The following is a 19,750-nucleotide window of genomic DNA, read 5'->3' on the forward strand; positions in this document are numbered from 1 at the left end:
CCTCGGATGTTGAAGTCGGTGCCAGATATCGCGTGGTTCACGAGCGGGCAGGTGCTTTCCCCCATATCATGACGTGATGAAGAGGTCTGTGTCTCCTTATATCCTCGCCACCACTTTCCTCGTCGAGGTGATCGCCGAATTCAAGGCTCACTAATGCCGACGATCATCTACAAGACAGGTGATGGTAGACGCAGGCTCATTCGAGGAATGCCGTCGCGGCGCTACAAACACTGAGGGCAGCCTGAGCAGTCGTTCCTTGGATTCATGAGACGCCGCGAAGCTTGGCCGGCTTGGAGAGTCGCGTCGCAAGAGCAGTGCAATCGCTTACGACTAAGGAGCTCACAGCGCCCTCACGAGCAGTGTTCAGTTTCCGGTGCGGCAGGTGTTGTCGCAATGAGGGCGACGTACAGGAACGGAATGGTGATGCGCAGTCAGTCCATGACGAGGTCTGGAGCGTTCCTGAAAAGCGAGGCCAGTCAAGTTGCCGCGCCGAGGGAAAGTATGGCCGCTGGTGAGAGCGCTCTCGTCCATCGTTCCTGCCAAATTTCAACAGCACTGACTTGGAATCTCCCAAAGCATCTTTGGAATCTTTCCAAATTCGGTGTCAGCTGACTCAAGCCGTCGATGATTGAAGCATTCTAAGTCGCAGCGCACGCATTTGTCGTTGCGGTCACCATAGCGCCTCTCTAAAGAGGCCGGAGCAGATCGCTAGTGATCGGAGTTTGCCGATAAGGCACAGGCAACCAACGCGGAGTGCGAATCTGCGGGGGCGCTGATTCACAGGCCATAAGTGTCGATCGGACGCGGAGAGCGGATCTTTGATCCATGGTCATTGCAGGCCGAGCGTAGAACCATTTCACGTTGGGCAACGTGTTGTTGATGGGGGACTATCTGGAATGCGACGTGGAGGTGGGATTGGGACGGTAGCTCGCTTTGGTGCGACATTGCTGGGTGGAGTGGCGTTGCTGGCGTGGTTCGAATCGCCCGCTCAATCCCAGACATCGCAAGGCGGCAGCTCCCTTCCACCCGTTACGGTCGATGCTCCGACCCAGCAGTCGGTCCGCCGCGCGCCAACCAAACGAAGTGACGCCCGGGTCCGATCGGCTTCAAGGCGCACCACGGTGCCTGCCGCCCCGCAAGCCGAAACCGTCGCGGTGCAATCGCAGCCGTCGCAGCCGGGTGTCGTGCCCGTCTTCGCCGGCGGCCAGGTCGCTCAAGGCGCGCGGCTGGGGATGCTCGGAAATACCAACACGATGAAGTCGCCGTTCAACGTGACGAGTTACACCGACAAGTTCATCCAGGATCAGCAGGCGGCAACCGGTGCGGATGCGTTGATCCTGGATCCTTCCGTGCGCAGCTCCCACCCTACTGGCGGCGTGGTCGATTCCTTCAACATTCGCGGCTTCCCGATCAACGAAGGCAACAATGGTGAATTCGCCTTCGAGGGCCTTTACGGGATCGCGCCGAGCTACCGCATCTTCACGGATTACGTCGAGCGCATCGAGGTGCTTAAGGGGCCCTCTGCCGCGCTCTCGGGCATTGCGCCCAATGGCGGCGTCGGCGGCGTCATCAATGTCGTGCCCAAGCGTGCGGGAGAGGACCTGACCCGCCTCACCGCGAGTTACGGTTCGGCCGCGCGGTTCGGCGGTCATTGGGACGTCGCGAGGCGCTACGGCCAGGGCAAGGAATGGGGCGTGCGCGCCAGCGGCAGCCTGCGCGGCGGCGACACGCCGATTGACCGCCAGTCTGAAACGACGGGCGTCGGATCGCTGGCTCTCGACTATCAGGGCGAACGGTACAGGTCTTGGCTCTACCTCATTGCCCAGACCGATCGGTTCGAAGCTCCGTCACGTCCCTTCCTTATGCGTGCCGGCGTGCCAGTGCCGAAGGCACCGGACGGTCGGTTGAACGTGACGCAACCCTGGGAATGGTCGCGCATCAACGATCAATCTGTCCTGTGGCGCAACGAATACGATGTAAACGATCAGGTCACGCTGTTCGCCGACGTCGGCGGATCGCGGACCAATGTCGAGCGGTTCTTCGGTCTGCCGACGATCACCAACGCCATCGGCAGCACTACCTCGACGCCGCAATTCTTCGGGCTCAGCATCGATCGGCACACCTATGATGGCGGCGTCCGGGCCCGATTCGATACCGGATTCGTTCGTCATGCCGTCACCTTCCAGGCCTCGGTCTATCATGACGCGCTGCACCGGCGGCTTACCAATGGCAGTCCGGTCACGTCGAACATCTACAGTCCGACGGTAGCGCCAACTCAGTTCGCAAACGAGATCAGCGATCGCCCACGGCTCTCGGACAGTCACCTCACAGGGCTTTCGATTGCTGACACCTTGTCCGTGCTCGATGAGCGTGTCCTGTTGACCTTGGGCGTCCGGCGTCAGGGGGTCGAGGTCAACAACTATCTCTCCAATGTCGGAACGCTGATGAACGCCTCCGACAAGAGCGCGACCACGCCCGTGGTCGGCCTCGTCGTCCGTCCCAGGGACAACGTCTCCCTGTACGCGAACTATATCGAAGGTCTAAGCAAGGGCGACGTAGCGCCCCAAGGGGCTTCCAACCAAGGCGAGGTGCTCGCGCCCTACATCGCCAAGCAATACGAGGCCGGCATCAAGGTAGACTTCGGCCGGATCGCGACCACCTTCAGCGCCTTCGAAATATCGAAGGCGAGCGGCGAGCTGTTGGCTGGTCGCTTCTCGGCGACCGCCGAAACGCAGGTGCGTGGGCTCGAGTTCAACGTCTTCGGCGAACTCAGGCCCGATGTTCGTGTCCTCGGAGGCGTTTCGCTGCTGGATGGCACCCTCACGAAGACCGCCATCGCGGCAAACGTTGGCCATACGCCAATCGGCGTTCCGAACGTCCAGGCCAATATTGGAGCCGAGTGGGATCTCCCGTGGGTGAGGGGGCTCACTTTGAACGGGGCGGTCATCTACACGGGCAGGCAGTTCGTCGATGCAGCGAACAAGCAGCCGATCCCGGATTGGACGCGACTCGATCTCGGCGCCCGCTACACGACGGCGATCAATGGCAGGAAGACGGTTTTCCGCGCTAACGTTCAGAACGTGACCGGTGAGAGTTACTGGTCAAGCGTGGCCTCATTCGGAACGTTCTTCTTGGGGGCACCGCGCACGTACCTCCTGTCGATGACCGTGGACATGTAGTTGCTGCACATGCTGTCGGTGGCGGAAGCGGAATGACAAACACTTCCGCCGCGCTTCGCGGCTTCGGACCGGCTTTTGTTTTGTTGTTCGGGCTGCAATTCATTTCCATGGGTGCCATGGAAATGAGTGGTCCATTCTGGCCGATCCAAATCAAAGTGTTGAGCCCTTCCGACAGCGTCTTTGGACTCGCAGGCGTTGGTGTCTACGTTGGCCCGATGATTGGCGTGTCGCTGACCAGCGCCTTCTGGGGGCGAATGGGCGATCGCTACGGCAATCGGCTGATGATGGTTCGGGCGCTCGGCGGTCTCGCGGTCACGCAACTGCTTGTTGCCGTTGCACAGGATGTCTGGACAATCATCGCGCTGCGTTTCGTGCAGGGCGCCTGCGCCGGCTATATCGCTCCCGCGCAGGCCTATGGCGTGCAGATCACCGGCGGGAAGGATCGCGCCAGCCTCTTCGCCTGGCTTCAGGTTGCCACCAATGTGGGGTCGCTGGGTGGCGCTTTCCTGGGCGGGCTCATTCTCGATCGCTTTCCTTTCGCCGCAATAAATCTGACCGCCGGGGCAATTTGTGCGCTGTGCGCTGCCGTTGCCTGGTTGAGCCTGCCCGTGCCGACGCCAGCCGCTGTAGCCGCCAGTCCCGGAAGCGCGGGTACCGCAGGGCCCAAGGCGTCGACCGGTGCTCCCATCGTAGCTGTTCTTGCGTTGATGGGGATGCTGCTTGCCAGCCGCATGGTCCTGCAGGTTCCCTTCTCACTGTACATGACCCAGGTATTTGGCGCCCCGCACTGGGTCGCCGGCTTCACCTATGGGCTGCTCGCGTGCGGCTTCGTCGTGGCCGCGCCGCTATGGGCGCGGCTCTTCGAGAATCGAGCGCCATCCTATGTGCTGGGCGGGAACGTGCTGATTTCGGCCGCGTGCGTTTTGGTTACACATCTGGCGGGAGGCGCGGGCTCGGTTGCCGTATTCGCGCTCCTGTATTTTATCTGGGGCGCGCTTCTTGGCGGAACGACGCCGGTCCTTCTTGCGCTCATTTCTGTAACCGTGGCTAATGATCGGCAAGGTTCGGTTTTGGGCCTTGCGCAAGCTTCCCAGCAGGCTGCGTCCGCGAGCGGCATCATTGCCGGCGTCGCGGTCACCCAGTTCTTTGGTTTCGAAGCCGCTTTCCCGCTCGTCGCCACGCTTTACGCCTTGTCATTTTTGTCGGCTCTCGGCATATGGCTCAAAATTTCGCGCTCCACTCAAAAAGGAAGCCGATCATGACCAAACACCGATCGCTGCTGCATGCCGCGGTGACGGCTATTGTTCTGATCGCTTTGCTTCCCCCAGCAGCATTTGCCGGCGAATCCAGACCGACGCAGGCACAAGCGCCACTTACCGTCACTGATATCGCGGGCCGCGAGGTGACGCTTAACGCGCCCGTCAAGCGCATGCTTCTGGGCGAAGGCCGGCAGCTCTATCTCATCGCATCGCTCGAACCCCAAGATCCTCTGGCCCATGTGGTTGCCTGGCGCACCGATCTGATCGCGGCCGACCCGGCCACTTACGCGCAGTATCTCAAGGTGTTTCCCGAGTTGGCGAAGCTTCCTTCCTTCAAGGGCCAGGAGGACAGCCTGATCGACATCGAATCGGCGATCATCCAGAAGCCTGATGTCGTGCTGCTCAATCTTGAAGCCATGCAGGCCAACAGGGATGCCAACTACATCGAGAAGCTCGCGGCGCTGAACATACCGGTTGTTTATGTCGATTTTCGCCACCGTCCTCTGGAAAACACCGAGCCGACCATTCGGCTTCTGGGCAGGATCATGGGGCGCGAGGCGCGCGCTGAGGAGATCATCGTGTTCCGTCGACAGGCCATGGCTGCGGTTGCCGACGTCCTTGCCGCCCGACAACCGAAGCGCCCCAAGGTGTTCGTCGAGCGGATCGGTGGCTACTCGCAGGATTGCTGCCTGTCTTTTGGCGCTGAGAATTTCGGAGAATATGTCGAACTCGCTGGCGGCCACAACATCGGCAGCGATATCATTCCTTCGACCTTCGGGCAGATCAGCCCCGAACAGGTTATCGTCGCCGATCCCGTGCATGTGGTGGTTACCAGCGCCGACTGGCAAGCCTATGTGCCCGGCGGCCACTGGATTCCGCTCGGACCAGGGGCGGATCCTCGCCTGACGCGCAAGAAGCTCGAATGGTTCACCACGCGCGATGCCTATACCGGTATCGCGGCAAAGAAGGCGCGGAATTTTCACGGCATCTGGCACCAGTTCTACAATAGTCCATACGAATTTTTTGCCGTCCAACAATTGGCAAAGTGGTTCCACCCTGACCTGTTCGCCAATCTGGACCCCAATGCAACCTTTGCCGAATATCATCGTCGCTTCCTGCCCATCGACTACCGGCCCGGCTACAGCATCAGCCTTTCCGACAGCCCGTGATGACAGATCGTCCTACTGAAGCACTGACATTGGCCGGACGTGACGCCTATCAGGCGCTCAGCATCAGGCGGTGGGTCGTTCTCATTGTGCTGGTGGTCGGAGTTTGCATCGCACTGGTCGGCGACCTTGCGACCGGACCGGCCAGGTACGGGCTTGGAGAGGTGGTGCGCACGCTCGTCCTGCCGGCAGAGGCGGATGCGCAGATGCGCGTCATCGTCTGGTCGATCCGCATGCCGTCGGCCCTCATGGGCGTCGTGGTCGGCATGGCGCTTGCCATCGGCGGCGCTCAGATGCAGACCATCTTGAACAATCCGCTGGCGAGCCCTTTCACGCTGGGCATTTCCGCCGGTGCAAGCTTCGGCGCGGCCCTGGCGCTCGCCTTCGGTGTCGCGCTGATTCCCATGGCAGGCGACTACATCGTCGCGGCCAATGCTTTCGTCGTGGCCATGGCAACCGCCCTCCTGATCCATTTGGCCAGCCTTCGGCGCGGAGCCTCGATCCAGATGATTGTGCTTCTGGGCATAGCGCTGGTTTTCAGTTTCAATACGGCGCTCGCTATTACCCAATATTTCGCCGCCGAGCAGGCCGTCGCGGCCATCGTCTTCTGGACCATGGGCAGCCTCACCAAGGCAACATGGCCCAAGCTCGCCATCACCGCACTGGTCGTAGGTGTCACCTTGCCGGTCTTTCTGCGCCGCCGGTGGCAGTTGACGGCCTTGCGCCTTGGCGAGGCGCGCGCGGCGAGCTTCGGCATTCCCGTTCGGCGCCTGCGGCTCGAAACCCTGATCCTTGTCTCGCTTTTGTCGGCGATCCCCGTCGCGTTTGTCGGCACGATCGGTTTTATCGGTCTGGTAGGTCCGCACATCGCCCGCATGATGGTCGGCGAAGACCAGCGCTTCCTGCTGCCCGCGAGCGCACTGACTGGAGCGCTGATCATGTCGTTGAGCTCGATCCTGACCAAAATCGTGGTACCCGGCGCCGTCCTGCCGATCGGCATCGTCACCTCAGCGATCGGATTGCCGGTCTTCCTCTATTTGATCCTGAGAAGCGGAAGAGACATATGGTAGTGCTGAGCACGCATCGCCTCGGCGCTCGCTTCGGATCACGCGAGGTACTGCGTAATGTGACGCTTCCGCCCTGTCATGGCGGCGAGGTGGTGGCCGTCATTGGACCGAATGCTGCGGGCAAGTCGACAATGTTCCGGCGCCTCGCAGCCATTCTTCCGGGGCCCGGCGAGTGCCGGTTGGAAGGTGTGCGCGATCGCGAGCGCGCCATCGCCTACATGCCTCAGGACCAAACGGCAAGCGCAGTGCTGACGGTATTCGAATCCGTGCTTCTTGCGCGCAAGCAGGTCAGTGGCTGGCGCCTGGAGCGGTCTGATCTGGTGGCGGTGGACCAGGCGCTAGCAGCGCTCGACATGGGCGATCTTGCCAATGAAATCCTTTCCGAGCTGAGCGGTGGACAGCGCCAGCTCGTCGGGCTTGCACAATGTCTCGTGCGCGAACCGCAGGTGCTGCTCCTGGATGAGCCGACCAGCGCGCTGGACATGCACCGCCAGCTGGAAGCGATGCGGCAGGTGCGCAGCCTTGCGCATGACGACGGCATGCTCGTGCTGATCGCGCTGCACCATCTCGACCTGGCACTGAAATTCGCCGACAAGGTCGCTATCCTCTTTAATGGAACGTTGCACGATTTCGGCACGGCGGCTGACGTCCTGACACCGGAAAACCTTGCCGCAACCTTTCGCATCAGGGCACGCGTGGAATCGTGTTCGCAGGGCAAGCCACATCTGATCGTCGACGACGCGATCTGACGCCCCACGCGTCAGGGCTAGCCGGCCTCAGAAGTCCGGTTCATTCCTACTGCGGCAGGCCCTCCTTAAGGTGGTCATTGGCACACGTGCAGCGACAGAGACTCGGGAAGCATTTACGGCGCGCGCGCCAGGGCATCTCGCTCGGAATTGGCGGTATCGGGCAACGATAAGAATGTAGTTCCAGAATCCTTGCGCACTTACGCATTTTGCTTACGCGCTAATTAGGTCAGGTTGAGAAGAAGTCCGATCGGGGTGTCGAAATCCGTTTCGCTACTAATCGACACCGCTCTTTCGATTGCCGTTCCTCCATAATGACGTCGATGCGCGGCGAGTGATCCCAGATTTATTGCGAATGGCGATACGCCCGGCGACGTTTCCGGGAGTTGGCTTTATATGGCTAAGAGTTCTCTGTGGAGAATATTGCCGCTGTTATGGACGGCTTGGCCATCACGCGCGCCCGGCGACTATACTATTTTCGCGGAAATAGTATAACGGGGCAAACGTTAAAGAACGTACGGTAACCGATTGAAATCGCAAGGCTATCGTTTTCTGTGGCCCCCATGATGGATTGGACCGGGACATCTTAAAAAGTGAAGCGCGATCAGCACTTAAGCACGGTCGTCGCCAGCCATGCTGTGCCAAATGCTGTACCGTCCGACTGACGATTTCTCTTTAGCCTGCGTTAGGCGGCGTACGCCGGCCACAGAGAGCAGTAGTCGTGTCCGCAAAAACTGAGCGGGCATCTTGCCGTGAACTTCACGATAAAGGTTGGAGAAGATGTTGCCGTGGGTTGGTAGCGCTCCCCGCTACAATGCGCCACGATTTTGTACGCCGATGTTCCCCGATTGCGTGCGATGGACGGTAGCTCTGCCGTCGCACCTGCATCGCTTCGATCGGCGGACACATCGCGCGCGGAGGAAATATTGGCGCTAGGCTCTGGCAGGACCAAGGACTGGCGCCGGTCCAGTGTTTCATCAATTCGGACAGGGTTGCCCGGCGGCTCCCACAAAGCCATGTCTTTAACATTATCCTCGAAGGTGCCCGGAGGCGTCGTGCGGCCTGCTCCGGGCTCCCACCCGCGAGGCTGCTTGTTGCCGCAGGCGCTCGCGCAGCCTGCGGAAGTCTTCGCCCGCGTGGTGTGACGAGCGCGTCAGCGGCGCGGCCGATACCATCAGAAAGCCCTTGGTGTAGGCGACCTTCTCATAGGCATCGAATTCGTCAGGTGGCACGAAGCTTACAACTGCGTGGTGCTTGCGCGTCGGTTGCAGATACTGGCCCATGGTCAGGAAATCGACGTCGGCGGAACGCAAATCGTCCATCAGTTGCAGCACCTCGTTCCGGCTTTCGCCAAGGCCGACCATGATCCCGGACTTGGTGAAGATCTCTCCGTCGAGTTCCTTCACGCGCTGCAGTAGCCGGATCGAATGGAAGTAGCGCGCACCGGGCCGCACTGTCAGATACTTCGACGGTACCGTCTCCAGATTATGGTTGAGCACGTCGGGTTTCGCTGCGACGACCGTTTCGAGTGCGCCCGCTTTGCGCAGAAAGTCTGGGGTCAGGATTTCGATCGTCGTACCCGGGCTTGCTGCGCGGATGGCAGCAATCGTCGCAGCGAAATGCGCGGCGCCTCCGTCGGCAAGGTCGTCGCGATCGACCGAGGTAACGACCACGTGCTCGAGCCCGAGCTTTGTTACCGCCTCTGCGACCTTGACCGGCTCATCGACGTCGAGCGGGCCGGGCAGGCCGGTGCGCACATTGCAGAACGCGCAAGCGCGCGTGCAGGTATCGCCCATGATCATGAAGGTCGCGTGCTTCTTGCTCCAGCACTCGCCAATGTTGGGGCAGCCTGCTTCTTCGCAGACGGTCACGAGCTTGTTCTCGCGCACGATGCGCTTCGTCTCGACCCATTCGGCGGAGCCGGGCGCCTTCACGCGAATCCATGCAGGCTTGCCTAGGATGGGCGTATCGGGGCGGTTTGCCTTCTCGGGGTGACGCGGCACGTCGGGCCGCCTCTTCGGTCGCGGATCGTTGTTGAGGAGATCAAGTACAACGGTCATTTGGTCGACCTCATGGTGTGCGAGCGCCGAAGACGGCTCGGAGAATCCAACGCCGTGAACTTCGCACGGATGCGCTCGCGCTGCCGCACGCGACGAAAATGCAGGAACGTTTTCGGTCGCAGACATTCGCTATCCGAACGGAGTTCGTCAACCCGATTGTCACCTCCACACTTGTCGACCATTGCGCTCGGCCTTCGAGGTCGAAAGACGGCAACGTGCGTAGCAATCCGGAGCGCGCCCGCCGGTCGGTCCGATCTTTCGGGCGGAACCTGCGGCTCGTTTCCGGCGCGTCAGACAGATTCCGGCCGATCATCTCGGCGCCCTCGACGGGGTGTCGGGCAATCCCAAGCAAAATGAAAGGCATGCGCGCGATTGGCGGCGCATTGCGTGGTCTGGCACGAATGCTGCTTGGGTATCTGCAAAAGAAGCAAAAGCTCAAGAACAAACGATGCGAGGGAGCGTTCAGATGCCAGCCAGTATTCAACTCATCACCTAGAGCGACAGGCGGTACCGCCTGTGTGGCGTTGCGCTTCCGCACGTGCGCGGAACGCAATGAGCGTTGACGCTTGACTTCGGCTTGGCATGCAAAGGGAGAGGGTAATGAAGGTCGCGGACGCGCAAGATCTGGATCCGCAGGAAACCCGGGAGTGGCTGGATGCCTTGTCGGCAGTCCGAGGACATCGCGGCAATGAACGAGCCGAGTTCGTCGTCAATACGATGCTCGACGCCGCACGCCGTGGCGGGCTTCAGGTAGAGCAGTCGCTGACAACGCCCTACTGCAACACGATCCCGCCGCATCAGCAGCCGGCGCTGCCGGGTGATCGCGCGATCGAGCACAAGCTTCGCTCGATCATCCGGTGGAATGCTCTCGCCATCGTTCTGCGCGCCAACAAGGAAAGCTCGGAGCTTGGCGGTCATATCGCGAGCTTTCAATCAGCGGCCACACTCTACGACATCGGATTCGGCCATTTCTGGCACGCGCCGACGGACGCGCATGGCGGCGATCTGATTTTTGTTCAGGGGCATTGCTCGCCCGGAATCTACGCGCGCGCCTTCCTCGAGGGACGGTTGAGCGAGGAGCAACTCCTCGGCTTCAGGCAGGAGACCGGCGGCAAGGGCTTGTCGAGCTATCCGCACCCATGGCTCATGCCGGACTTCTGGCAGTTCCCGACGGTGTCGATGGGGCTGGGACCGCTGCTGGCGATCTATCAGGCGCGGTTCCTGAAGTACCTTCAGAACCACAAGCTGGCCGATACATCGAACCGCAAGGTCTGGGCCTTCATGGGCGACGGCGAGACGGACGAGCCGGAATCGCTCGGCGCGATTGCGCTCGCTGGACGCGAAAATCTCGACAATCTGATCTTCGTCATCAACTGCAACCTCCAGCGGCTCGACGGGCCCGTTCGCGGCAATGGCAAGATCGTTCAGGAGCTCGAAAGCGTTTTCCGGGGTGCCGGGTGGAACGTCATCAAGGTGCTGTGGGGCTCGGGCTGGGATCGCCTGCTCGAAAAGGACAAGAGCGGATTGCTGCTGAAGCGCATGGAGGAGTGCGTCGACGGCGAATACCAGGATTTTAAGAGCAAGAGCGGCGCCTATATCCGCGAGCACTTCTTCGGCAAGTACGAGGAACTGAAGCAGCTCGTCGCCGACATGAGCGACGACGAGATCTGGAAGCTCGCGCGCGGCGGCCACGATCCGGAGAAGGTGTTTGCGGCTTATGCGGCGGCGGTGAAGCACAAGGGCCAGCCGACGGTCATCCTGCCGAAGACCGTCAAGGGCTACGGCATGGGCGAGTCCGGCGAAGGCCAGATGATCGCGCATCAGGCGAAGAAGATGACGCAGGACGCGCTGCGCGGCTTTCGCGATCGCTTCCAGGTCCCTGTCGCCGACGAAGACCTTGCAAAAGTCCCTTTCATCCGTCTGCCGGAAGACAGTCCGGAGATGAAGTATTTCCGGACGCAGCGCGAACGGCTCGGCGGTAGCCTGCCGCAGCGCAGGCGCAAGTCCGTGTCCCTGCAAATTCCGCCGCTGTCGACGTTCCAGCGGCTGCTCGACTCTACGGGCGACCGCGAAATCTCGACCACGATGGCGTTCGTGCAGATGCTCGGCACCCTCGTGCGCGACAAGGCGATCGGCAAGCACATCGTGCCGATCGTGCCGGACGAATCCCGTACCTTCGGTATGGAGGGCATGTTCCGCCAGCTCGGCATCTATTCGTCGGTCGGCCAGCTCTACCGGCCGCAGGACGCCGATCAGCTCATGTATTACCGCGAGGACAAGAGCGGGCAGGTTTTGCAGGAGGGCATCAACGAAGGCGGCGCGATGTCGAGCTGGATCGTTGCCGCGACGTCCTACAGCACGAACAACGTGCCGATGATCCCGTTCTATATCTACTACTCGATGTTCGGTCTGCAGCGCGTTGGTGACCTCGCCTGGCTCGCGGGCGACATGCGTGCCCGCGGATTCCTGCTCGGCGGCACCGCCGGCCGCACCACGCTCAACGGCGAAGGCTTGCAGCATGAGGACGGCCACAGCCACGTGCTTGCCGGCACCATCCCGAACTGCATCTCCTACGATCCGACTTTTGCCTATGAGGTCGTTACGATCGTGCGCGAAGGCATGCGCCGCATGTATGAGGCGCAGGAGGACGTTTACTACTACATCACCCTGATGAACGAGAACTATCCGCATCCCTCGCTCGCCGAGGCAGGCAAGGGCGCGGAGGAGGGAATTCTCAAGGGGCTGTATCTCCTGAAGACTGGCGGAGAGACGCCGAAGAAAGGACTTCGCGTCCAGCTCGTCGGCTCGGGCACGATCCTGCGCGAGGTGATCGCGGCCGCCGACCTGCTCAAGGCCGATTTCGGCGTCACCGCCGACGTCTGGAGCGCGACCAGCTTCAACGAACTGCGCCGTGACGGCATGGCCGCGGAGCGCTGGAATCTGCTGCATCCGACCGAGCCGCGCCGCAAGAGTTGGGTGGAGACGCAGCTCGAGGGACATCCCGGTCCGGTCGTGGCGTCGACCGACTACATGCGCAACTATCCCGACCAGATCCGGGAATACGTACAGGCCGCCGGCCGTCGCTACGTCGTGCTGGGCACGGACGGTTTTGGCCGCAGCGACTATCGCGTGAAGCTCCGAAAATTCTTCGAGGTCGACCGGCATTACGTCGTCGTCGCGGCGCTCAAGGCGCTTGCCGACGATGGCGCGATCAAGCCGGCGCTCGTGGCCGAGGCCATCGCCAAATATCAAATCGACTCCGGGCGTGCTGCGCCCTGGACCGTGTGAGCGGAGCCGAGGACAGAGCGATGAGTGGTCTGATCGATATCAAGGTGCCCGACATTGGTGACTTCAAGGACGTCCCCGTGATCGAGGTCTTCGTCAAGCCCGGCGACAAGGTGAAGGCCGAAGATCCGCTGGTCGCGCTGGAGTCCGACAAGGCGACCATGGAGGTGCCGTCGCCTCGCGAAGGCGTGGTGAGGTCGGTGGTCGTGAAAGTTGGCGACAAGGTCAGCGAAGGTACCGTGATCGTGCAGTTCGTGGGTGCGGGCGCGGAGCAGGCCGAGGCGCGCCCGGTCGTCAGCGCTCCGCCGTCGCCTGTCAGCGCACCAGCGGGTGTCGCGGAAGTCCGAGTTCCCGATATCGGCGACTTCAAGGATGTTCCCGTCATCGAGATATTCGTGAAGCCCGGCGACAGCGTGAAGGCGGAGGATCCGCTGATCGCGCTCGAGTCGGACAAGGCGACGATGGAAGTGCCGGCGCCGCTCGCGGGCACCGTGCGCGAGATCAAGGTCAAGACCGGTGACAAGGTCAGCGAAGGCTCGATCATCCTATCGCTCGCAACCGGGGCGGCACCTCTGCAGGCCGACATCCCTCCCGTGTCGCTGCCTGCGTCCTCGCCAGCCACCGCCGCAGGAACGGCGGTGGTCGGCGGCCTTGACGAAAAAAGCTTCGCGCTCGCCTATGCCGGTCCGGCCGTGCGCAAGCTGGCGCGTGAACTGGGTGTCGATCTCGGCAAGGTCAAGGGCTCGGGGAATCACGGCCGTATTCTGCGTGAAGACGTCGAGGCCTTCGGCAAAGGCGAGGCACCCTCTGCCAGGCCGCAAGCAGCAGCCGCAAGCGGAGGCGGCGTTGGCGGCATCGACCTTCTGCCCTGGCCGAAGATTGATTTCGCCAAATTCGGACCGGTCGAGCGCAAGGAGCTCGGCCGCATCAAGAAGATTTCCGCGGCCAATCTTCACCGCAACTGGGTCGTCATCCCGCACGTCACGACCCACGACGAGGCTGACATCACCGAGCTCGAGCAGTTTCGGGTGAAGATGAACAAGGAGCTTGAGAAGAGCGGCGTAAAACTCTCGCTCCTGCCGTTCATGGTCAAAGCCGCGGTAGCGACGCTGCAAAAATTCCCGGAATTCAATGCCAGCCTCGATGGCGACGCGCTCGTCTACAAGAACTACTGGCACATCGGCTTTGCCGCGGACACGCCGAACGGCCTGATGGTGCCTGTCATCCGCGATGCCGACAAGAAATCGGTGCCGGAAATCGCCAAGGAGATGAACGCCCTCGCCAAGCTCGCGCGCGAAGGCAAGATCAAGCCCGACCAGATGCAGGGCGGCACGTTCTCGATCTCCTCGCTCGGCGGTATCGGCGGCATCTATTTCACGCCGATCATCAACGCGCCCGAAGTTGCGATCATGGGCGTCTGCAAGGGGTACTGGAAGCAGCACTCCTCCGACGGCAAGACATCGGACTGGCGGCTGACGCTACCGCTGTCGCTGTCCTGGGATCACCGCGTCATCGATGGCGCCGCGGCGGCGCGCTTCAACGTCTACTTCGCCAGCGTGCTCGCCGATCTGCGGCGCGTGCTGTTCTGAGATCGGGGGGAAGCAGCATGGCTCAGCAGATCGAAGTGAAGGTCCCGGATATCGGTGATTTCAAGGACGTTGCCGTGATCGAGGTCATGGTGAAGCCTGGCGAGACCGTCGCGGTCGACACCAGTCTCATCATGGTCGAATCCGACAAGGCGTCGATGGAGATTCCATCCTCGCACGACGGCGTCGTGAAGGAGGTCAGGGTCAAGATCGACGACAAGGTAAGCGAGGGGTCGACCATTCTCGTGCTGGAGGCCACAGGCGCCGCTGCTGCGCCCAAGGCCGCGCCCGCGGTGCAGCCGACTGCCGCCGCTCTGCCGTCAGCAACGCCATCTGCGGCGTCTTATTCCGGCAAGGCGGATATCGAATGCGACATGCTGGTGCTGGGCGCCGGTCCCGGCGGCTACTCGGCCGCCTTCCGCGCCGCCGATCTCGGCATGCAGACCGTGCTGGTCGAGCGTTACGATACGCTCGGAGGGGTGTGTCTCAATGTCGGCTGTATCCCGAGCAAGGCGCTGTTGCATACGGCATCCGTGATCGACGAGGTCAGGCACCTCCCTGACCACGGCATTTCCTTTGGCGCGCCGCAGATCGACCTTGGCAAGCTCCGCGGATTCAAAGACGGCGTCATCAAGAAGCTGACGGGTGGCCTTGCCGGCATGGCAAAGGCCCGCAAGGTCGAAGTCGTGACCGGTGTCGGTACCTTCCTCGACCCGCATCATCTCGAAGTCATCTCGTCAGGCGGCAAGAAGACGATCAAGTTCGCCAACGCCATCATTGCCGCCGGCAGCCAGGCCGTGAAACTCCCATTCCTGCCCGATGACCCGCGTATCGTCGATTCGACCGGCGCACTGCAGCTCAAGTCCATCCCCAAGCGCATGCTGGTGATCGGTGGAGGCATCATCGGGCTCGAAATGGCGACGGTCTATTCGACCCTTGGTGCCCGGATAGATGTGGTCGAGATGCTCGACGGCCTGATGCAGGGGGCCGACCGCGATCTGGTCAAGGTCTGGGAGAAGGCGAACGCGGGCCGCTTCGAGAAAGTCATGCTGAAGACCAGGACGGCGGGCGCGAAAGCAACCGAGGCCGGGATCGAGGTGAGGTTCGAGTGCGAGCAGGCGCCCGCCGAGCCGCAGGTCTATGACCTCGTTCTCGTGTCGGTCGGCCGAAGCCCAAATGGCAAGAAGATCGGCGCCGAGAAGGCGGGAGTCGCCGTGGACGAGCGAGGTTTCATCGACGTCGACAAGCAGATGCGCACCAACGTGGCGCACATCTTCGCGATCGGCGACATCGTTGGCCAGCCGATGCTGGCGCACAAGGCCGTGCATGAAGGTCATGTCGCCGCCGAAGTGGCGCACGGCGAAAAATCATTCTTCGACGCGCGGCAGATTCCTTCGGTGGCCTACACCGATCCCGAAGTCGCCTGGGCCGGCAAGACCGAGGAGCAGTGCAAGGCTGAGGGCATCAAGGTCGGCAAGGCGGTCTTCCCATGGGCAGCCTCCGGCCGCGCCATCGCCAATGGTCGCGACGAGGGTTTTACCAAGCTGCTGTTCGACACGACGACGCACCGCGTCATCGGCGGCGGCATCGTCGGGACGCATGCCGGCGATCTCATCAGCGAGATCTGCCTTGCGATTGAGATGGGCTGCGAGCCCGCAGATATCGGCAAGACCATCCATCCGCATCCGACACTTGGAGAATCTATCGGCATGGCGGCTGAGGTGTTCGAGGGCCACTGCACGGATCTTCCGCCGCAGAAGAAAAAGTGACGCTGGAGACAGTCATGGTTTCAAGAGCGTGGCGAGTTCTTGTCCTTCTCGCATTGGTTCTGCTTCCGCCCAAACTGGCGTCGGCGGCGGAGGCGCATTGGCCCCAGGTGCTTACTCTCGGCACCGCGTCGGAAGGCGGCACTTACTACGTCTATGGCGAAGGGTTGGCTCGATTGCTCTCGCGAGAACTCGGCATCGCGGTGGTGGCGCGACCGACGGGTGGCCCGGTTGATAATATCAAGCTGCTTGAGGCCGGTGAAATTCAACTGGCCTTCGTCACACAAGGCGTGGCGCTGCAGGCATGGAACGCCAACGCTGCCTGGACCGACGGGCGGCAATACCGAAACATGCGCGCCATGTTCGCGATGTACGATACGCCCTTTCAGTTTCAGGTGCTCAGTGACTCGCCGATTCAATCGTTTGCCGATTTCGCGGGCAAACGTATCGGTGTCGGGCCCGAGGGCGGCACCACCGCCGCCTACTTTCCCGAGTTCCTCAAGGCGCTGAAGATCGAGGCCACCCTGGTTCACGGCGATTGGGCGGAGCTTGCGGAGAAGTCGGTGGCGCGAAGCATCGATGCGCTCGCGGTCGGCGCCGGCGTACCGGCTCCATTCCTTATTGATATCGAGCGAAAGGCGAAGGTGCGCTACCTCCCTCTCACGCGGCAGGAGATCGCAACGCTGCGCCTGGCAATGCCGGAACTCTCCGCATCCGTTGTCGCAGCGGGTTCGTATCCTACCTTGCGGCGCCGTTACGACACGGTCGGCCTGTTCAATTTTGCCGTTGCGCACAAGGATCTACCGGACGATCTGGTCACAGCCATCGTCAACACCGTGTTCGCCAATCACGAGCAGATGATCGAACTTCATCCGGCGGCGGCGGAAACGATCCCCTCGAACATCACGCGCAACAATTTCATTCCGCTGCATGGCGGCGCGGTCAGTTGGTATCGCAGCAGGGTTATGCCTGGCGTTGCGCATTCGGACTGAGAAATAATCTTTGAGAAGGAATGAGGCATGGAAACAGCAGCAGCAATGACGGACGGTCACCATTCCGTAAAATGGTATCAGCACCTCTATGTGCAGGTTCTGGCTGCAATCACATGCGGCATATTGCTTGGCCATTTTTATCCTCATCTTGGCGAGCAGATGAAGCCGCTCGGCGATGCGTTCATCAAATGCATCAAGATGATCATCGCCCCCATCATCTTCTTCACGGTTGTGCACGGTATTGCCAGCATGCGCGACATGAAGAAGGTTGGACGCGTTGGTTTGAAGGCATTGATCTATTTCGAAGTGCTGACGACGGCTGCGCTGATAATCGGACTTATCGTTATCAATCTGTGGAAGCCCGGCGCCGGCATGAACGTCGACCTGTCGACCGTCGACACAAAATCGATCGCGGCCTTCACCGCAAAAGCGAAGGAGCAGGGCACGGTCCAGTTCCTGATGGACATTATTCCGTCGACGGTCGTCGGCGCTTTTGCCCAAGGTGAAATCTTGCAGGTGTTGTTCTTTGCAATCCTGTTTGCATTTGGTTTGCAAGCTCTCGGTCAGCACGGTGAGGGCGTGCTGCGGCTGATTGATGTCGTGAGCCACGTGTTCTTCAGGATCGTAGGCTACATCATGAAAGTCGCGCCGATCGGTGCGTTCGGCGCAATGGCGTTCACGATCGGCAAGTATGGCGTGGCGACGCTGGTTTCGCTGGCCAACTTCATGCTGGCGTTTTACGTCACGTGCTTGTTGTTCGTCTTCGCCGTGCTCGGCGCCGTTGCTGCCCTTAGCGGCTTTTCGATCTTCAAGTTCATCCGTTACATCAAGGAAGAACTTTTGATCGTGCTCGGCACTTCGTCGTCGGAATCAGTGCTGCCGCGCATGATCGCCAAGACTGAAAATCTTGGCTGCGAAAAGTCGGTCGTCGGTCTGGTCATTCCTACCGGCTACTCGTTCAACCTCGATGGCACCTGTATTTACCTGACAATGGCCGCGATCTTTCTGGCGCAGGCGACCAACACGCCCCTGACGATCTGGCAAGAGCTCGGCATCATTGGCGTTCTGCTTCTGACATCCAAGGGCGCCGCCGGCGTCACGGGATCCGGCTTCATCGTTCTGGCCGCAACACTTGCATCCGTCGGGACGATTCCGGTCGCGAGCATCGCCTTGATCCTTGGCATTGACCGCTTCATGTCGGAGGCGCGCGCGCTCACCAACCTCATCGGAAATGGCGTTGCGACAGTCGTCGTCGCCAAATGGGAAGGGGCGCTCGATGAAAAAATGCTTCATCGGCGTCTGAACCAGGAGAGCGATGTCGAAGCTGATGATCCGGAGTCAGTGAAGATTGCGGATGACGAGATCGAGGCGGGCGCGCCCCGTCCAGTCATTGCTTGACGTTGAAAACCGAAGTGCAGGGAACGCTGAACGAGGAGTTGATCATGACTGAAGTGGTAATTGTGTCTGCCGCGCGAACGCCGGTTGGCTCCTTCAACGGAGCGTTTGGGTCGCTGTCTGCCCACGAACTCGGGGCCGTGGCGATCAAGGGAGCGCTCGAACGTGCCAAGGTCTCGCCGGCAGAAGTCGATGAAGTGATCCTCGGCCAGGTGCTGGCCGGCGGCGAGGGACAGAATCCCGCTCGGCAGGCCGCCATGGCGGCCGGCATTCCGCAGGAGAAGACCGCGTGGGGCATGAACCAGCTTTGCGGTTCGGGCCTGCGCTCGGTCGCGCTCGGCTTGCAGCAGATTGCCAACGGCGATGCCAAGGTCATCGTCGCCGGCGGCATGGAGTCGATGTCGATGGCGCCGCATCTGTCGCACATGCGGGGCGGCACCAAGATGGGCGACGTCAAGTTCGTCGACTCCATGCTGAAGGACGGCTTGATGGATGCATTCCACGGCTATCACATGGGAGTGACGGCCGAGAATATTGCCACCAAGTGGCAGATATCTCGTGAGGAGCAGGACGCGTTCGCCACCAGCTCGCAGAACAAGGCCGAAGATGCGCAGAAGGCCGGTAGGTTCAAGGACGAGATCGTTTCCGTCACTGTCAAAACCAGAAAGGGCGACGTCGTCGTCGACCAGGATGAGTATATCCGCGCGGGCACAACGCTCGACGCGCTCGCGAAGCTGAAGCCCGCCTTCAACAAGGAAGGCTCGGTGACCGCGGGCAATGCGTCCGGTTTGAACGACGGTGCGGCTGCGCTGGTGCTGATGAGCGCTGATGAGGCCAAAAAGCGCGGGCTCACGCCGCTGGCAAAGATTGTCTCCTGGGCGACGGCTGGCGTCGATCCAGCGGTGATGGGGTCGGGGCCAATCCCGGCTTCGCGCAAGGCGCTTGAAAAGGCCGGCTGGAAAGTCAGGGATCTCGATCTCGTCGAGGCCAACGAGGCCTTCGCGGCGCAGGCAATCGCCGTCAACAAGGACATGGGCTGGGACCCCGCGATCGTGAATGTGAACGGTGGCGCCATCGCCATCGGCCATCCGATCGGTGCGTCCGGCGCACGCGTTCTGACGACGCTTCTGTTCGAGATGCAGAAGCGTGATGCGAAGAAGGGCCTTGCGACGCTGTGCATCGGCGGCGGCATGGGTGTCGCCCTGACAGTCGAGCGCTAGGCCGGCAGCCGTTTTACGGGCTCCAAACA

General features: G+C 61.3%; 12 protein-coding genes. 11 read left to right on the forward strand and 1 reads right to left on the reverse strand.

Going from position 1 to position 19,750, the window contains the following annotated elements:
* Positions 1 to 1,121: 1,121 nt before the first annotated feature.
* Genes V1273_RS13655 through V1273_RS13675 form a run of 5 tightly spaced genes read left to right on the forward strand, consistent with a single transcriptional unit; the run spans position 1,122 to position 7,420 of the window.
* Positions 1,122 to 3,179: a TonB-dependent receptor gene (locus V1273_RS13655; protein WP_334409928.1), complete on the forward strand. Its 2,058-nt coding sequence runs from the start codon at positions 1,122 to 1,124 to the stop codon at positions 3,177 to 3,179.
* Between the two features lie 32 nt (positions 3,180 to 3,211).
* Complete coding sequence (locus V1273_RS13660) at positions 3,212 to 4,441, forward strand: MFS transporter (RefSeq protein ID WP_334409929.1); 1,230 nt, start codon at positions 3,212 to 3,214, stop codon at positions 4,439 to 4,441.
* Positions 4,438 to 5,607 (forward strand): ABC transporter substrate-binding protein, encoded by a 1,170-nt coding sequence (locus V1273_RS13665; RefSeq protein ID WP_334409931.1) that lies wholly within the window; start codon positions 4,438 to 4,440, stop codon positions 5,605 to 5,607. Before V1273_RS13660 ends, V1273_RS13665 begins: the two co-directional genes overlap by 4 nt.
* The gene (locus V1273_RS13670; protein ID WP_334409932.1) at positions 5,607 to 6,674 is read left to right on the forward strand and encodes a FecCD family ABC transporter permease; all 1,068 of its coding nucleotides are present in this window, start codon (positions 5,607 to 5,609) and stop codon (positions 6,672 to 6,674) included. Before V1273_RS13665 ends, V1273_RS13670 begins: the two co-directional genes overlap by 1 nt.
* Positions 6,668 to 7,420 (forward strand): ABC transporter ATP-binding protein, encoded by a 753-nt coding sequence (locus V1273_RS13675; protein ID WP_334368148.1) that lies wholly within the window; start codon positions 6,668 to 6,670, stop codon positions 7,418 to 7,420. Before V1273_RS13670 ends, V1273_RS13675 begins: the two co-directional genes overlap by 7 nt.
* 1,025 nt (positions 7,421 to 8,445) lie before the next feature.
* Here V1273_RS13675 and lipA read toward each other — a convergent pair.
* Positions 8,446 to 9,477 carry a lipoyl synthase gene (gene lipA, locus V1273_RS13680; protein WP_334409933.1) on the reverse strand — a complete coding sequence of 344 codons (1,032 nt, stop codon included), beginning with the start codon at positions 9,475 to 9,477 and terminating at the stop codon, positions 8,446 to 8,448.
* A gap of 600 nt (positions 9,478 to 10,077) precedes the next feature.
* Between lipA and aceE the strand changes: the two genes are divergently transcribed.
* The 6 genes from aceE to V1273_RS13710 are packed head-to-tail and all read left to right on the forward strand — an operon-like array spanning position 10,078 to position 19,721.
* A complete protein-coding gene (gene aceE, locus V1273_RS13685) occupies positions 10,078 to 12,765 on the forward strand; it encodes a pyruvate dehydrogenase (acetyl-transferring), homodimeric type (RefSeq protein WP_334409935.1) in 2,688 nt (895 codons plus the stop codon).
* A 20-nt stretch (positions 12,766 to 12,785) separates the two neighbouring features.
* Positions 12,786 to 14,351 carry a dihydrolipoyllysine-residue acetyltransferase gene (locus tag V1273_RS13690; RefSeq protein WP_334382742.1) on the forward strand — a complete coding sequence of 522 codons (1,566 nt, stop codon included), beginning with the start codon at positions 12,786 to 12,788 and terminating at the stop codon, positions 14,349 to 14,351.
* A gap of 17 nt (positions 14,352 to 14,368) precedes the next feature.
* Positions 14,369 to 16,117, forward strand: a complete 1,749-nt coding sequence (lpdA, locus tag V1273_RS13695) for a dihydrolipoyl dehydrogenase (RefSeq protein ID WP_334382741.1) — start codon at positions 14,369 to 14,371, stop codon at positions 16,115 to 16,117.
* Positions 16,118 to 16,131: 14 nt separating this feature from the next.
* Positions 16,132 to 17,106 (forward strand): TAXI family TRAP transporter solute-binding subunit, encoded by a 975-nt coding sequence (locus V1273_RS13700; protein WP_334382740.1) that lies wholly within the window; start codon positions 16,132 to 16,134, stop codon positions 17,104 to 17,106.
* Positions 17,107 to 17,133: 27 nt separating this feature from the next.
* Positions 17,134 to 18,504, forward strand: coding sequence for a dicarboxylate/amino acid:cation symporter (locus V1273_RS13705; RefSeq protein WP_334368153.1), 1,371 nt, complete (start codon positions 17,134 to 17,136; stop codon positions 18,502 to 18,504).
* A gap of 44 nt (positions 18,505 to 18,548) precedes the next feature.
* Entirely contained in the window at positions 18,549 to 19,721 is a 1,173-nt protein-coding gene (locus V1273_RS13710) for an acetyl-CoA C-acetyltransferase (RefSeq protein ID WP_334368154.1), read from the forward strand.
* Positions 19,722 to 19,750 lie beyond the last annotated feature (29 nt).

It is taken from the genome of Bradyrhizobium sp. AZCC 1721, assembly GCF_036924715.1.
Lineage (GTDB): Bacteria > Pseudomonadota > Alphaproteobacteria > Rhizobiales > Xanthobacteraceae > Bradyrhizobium.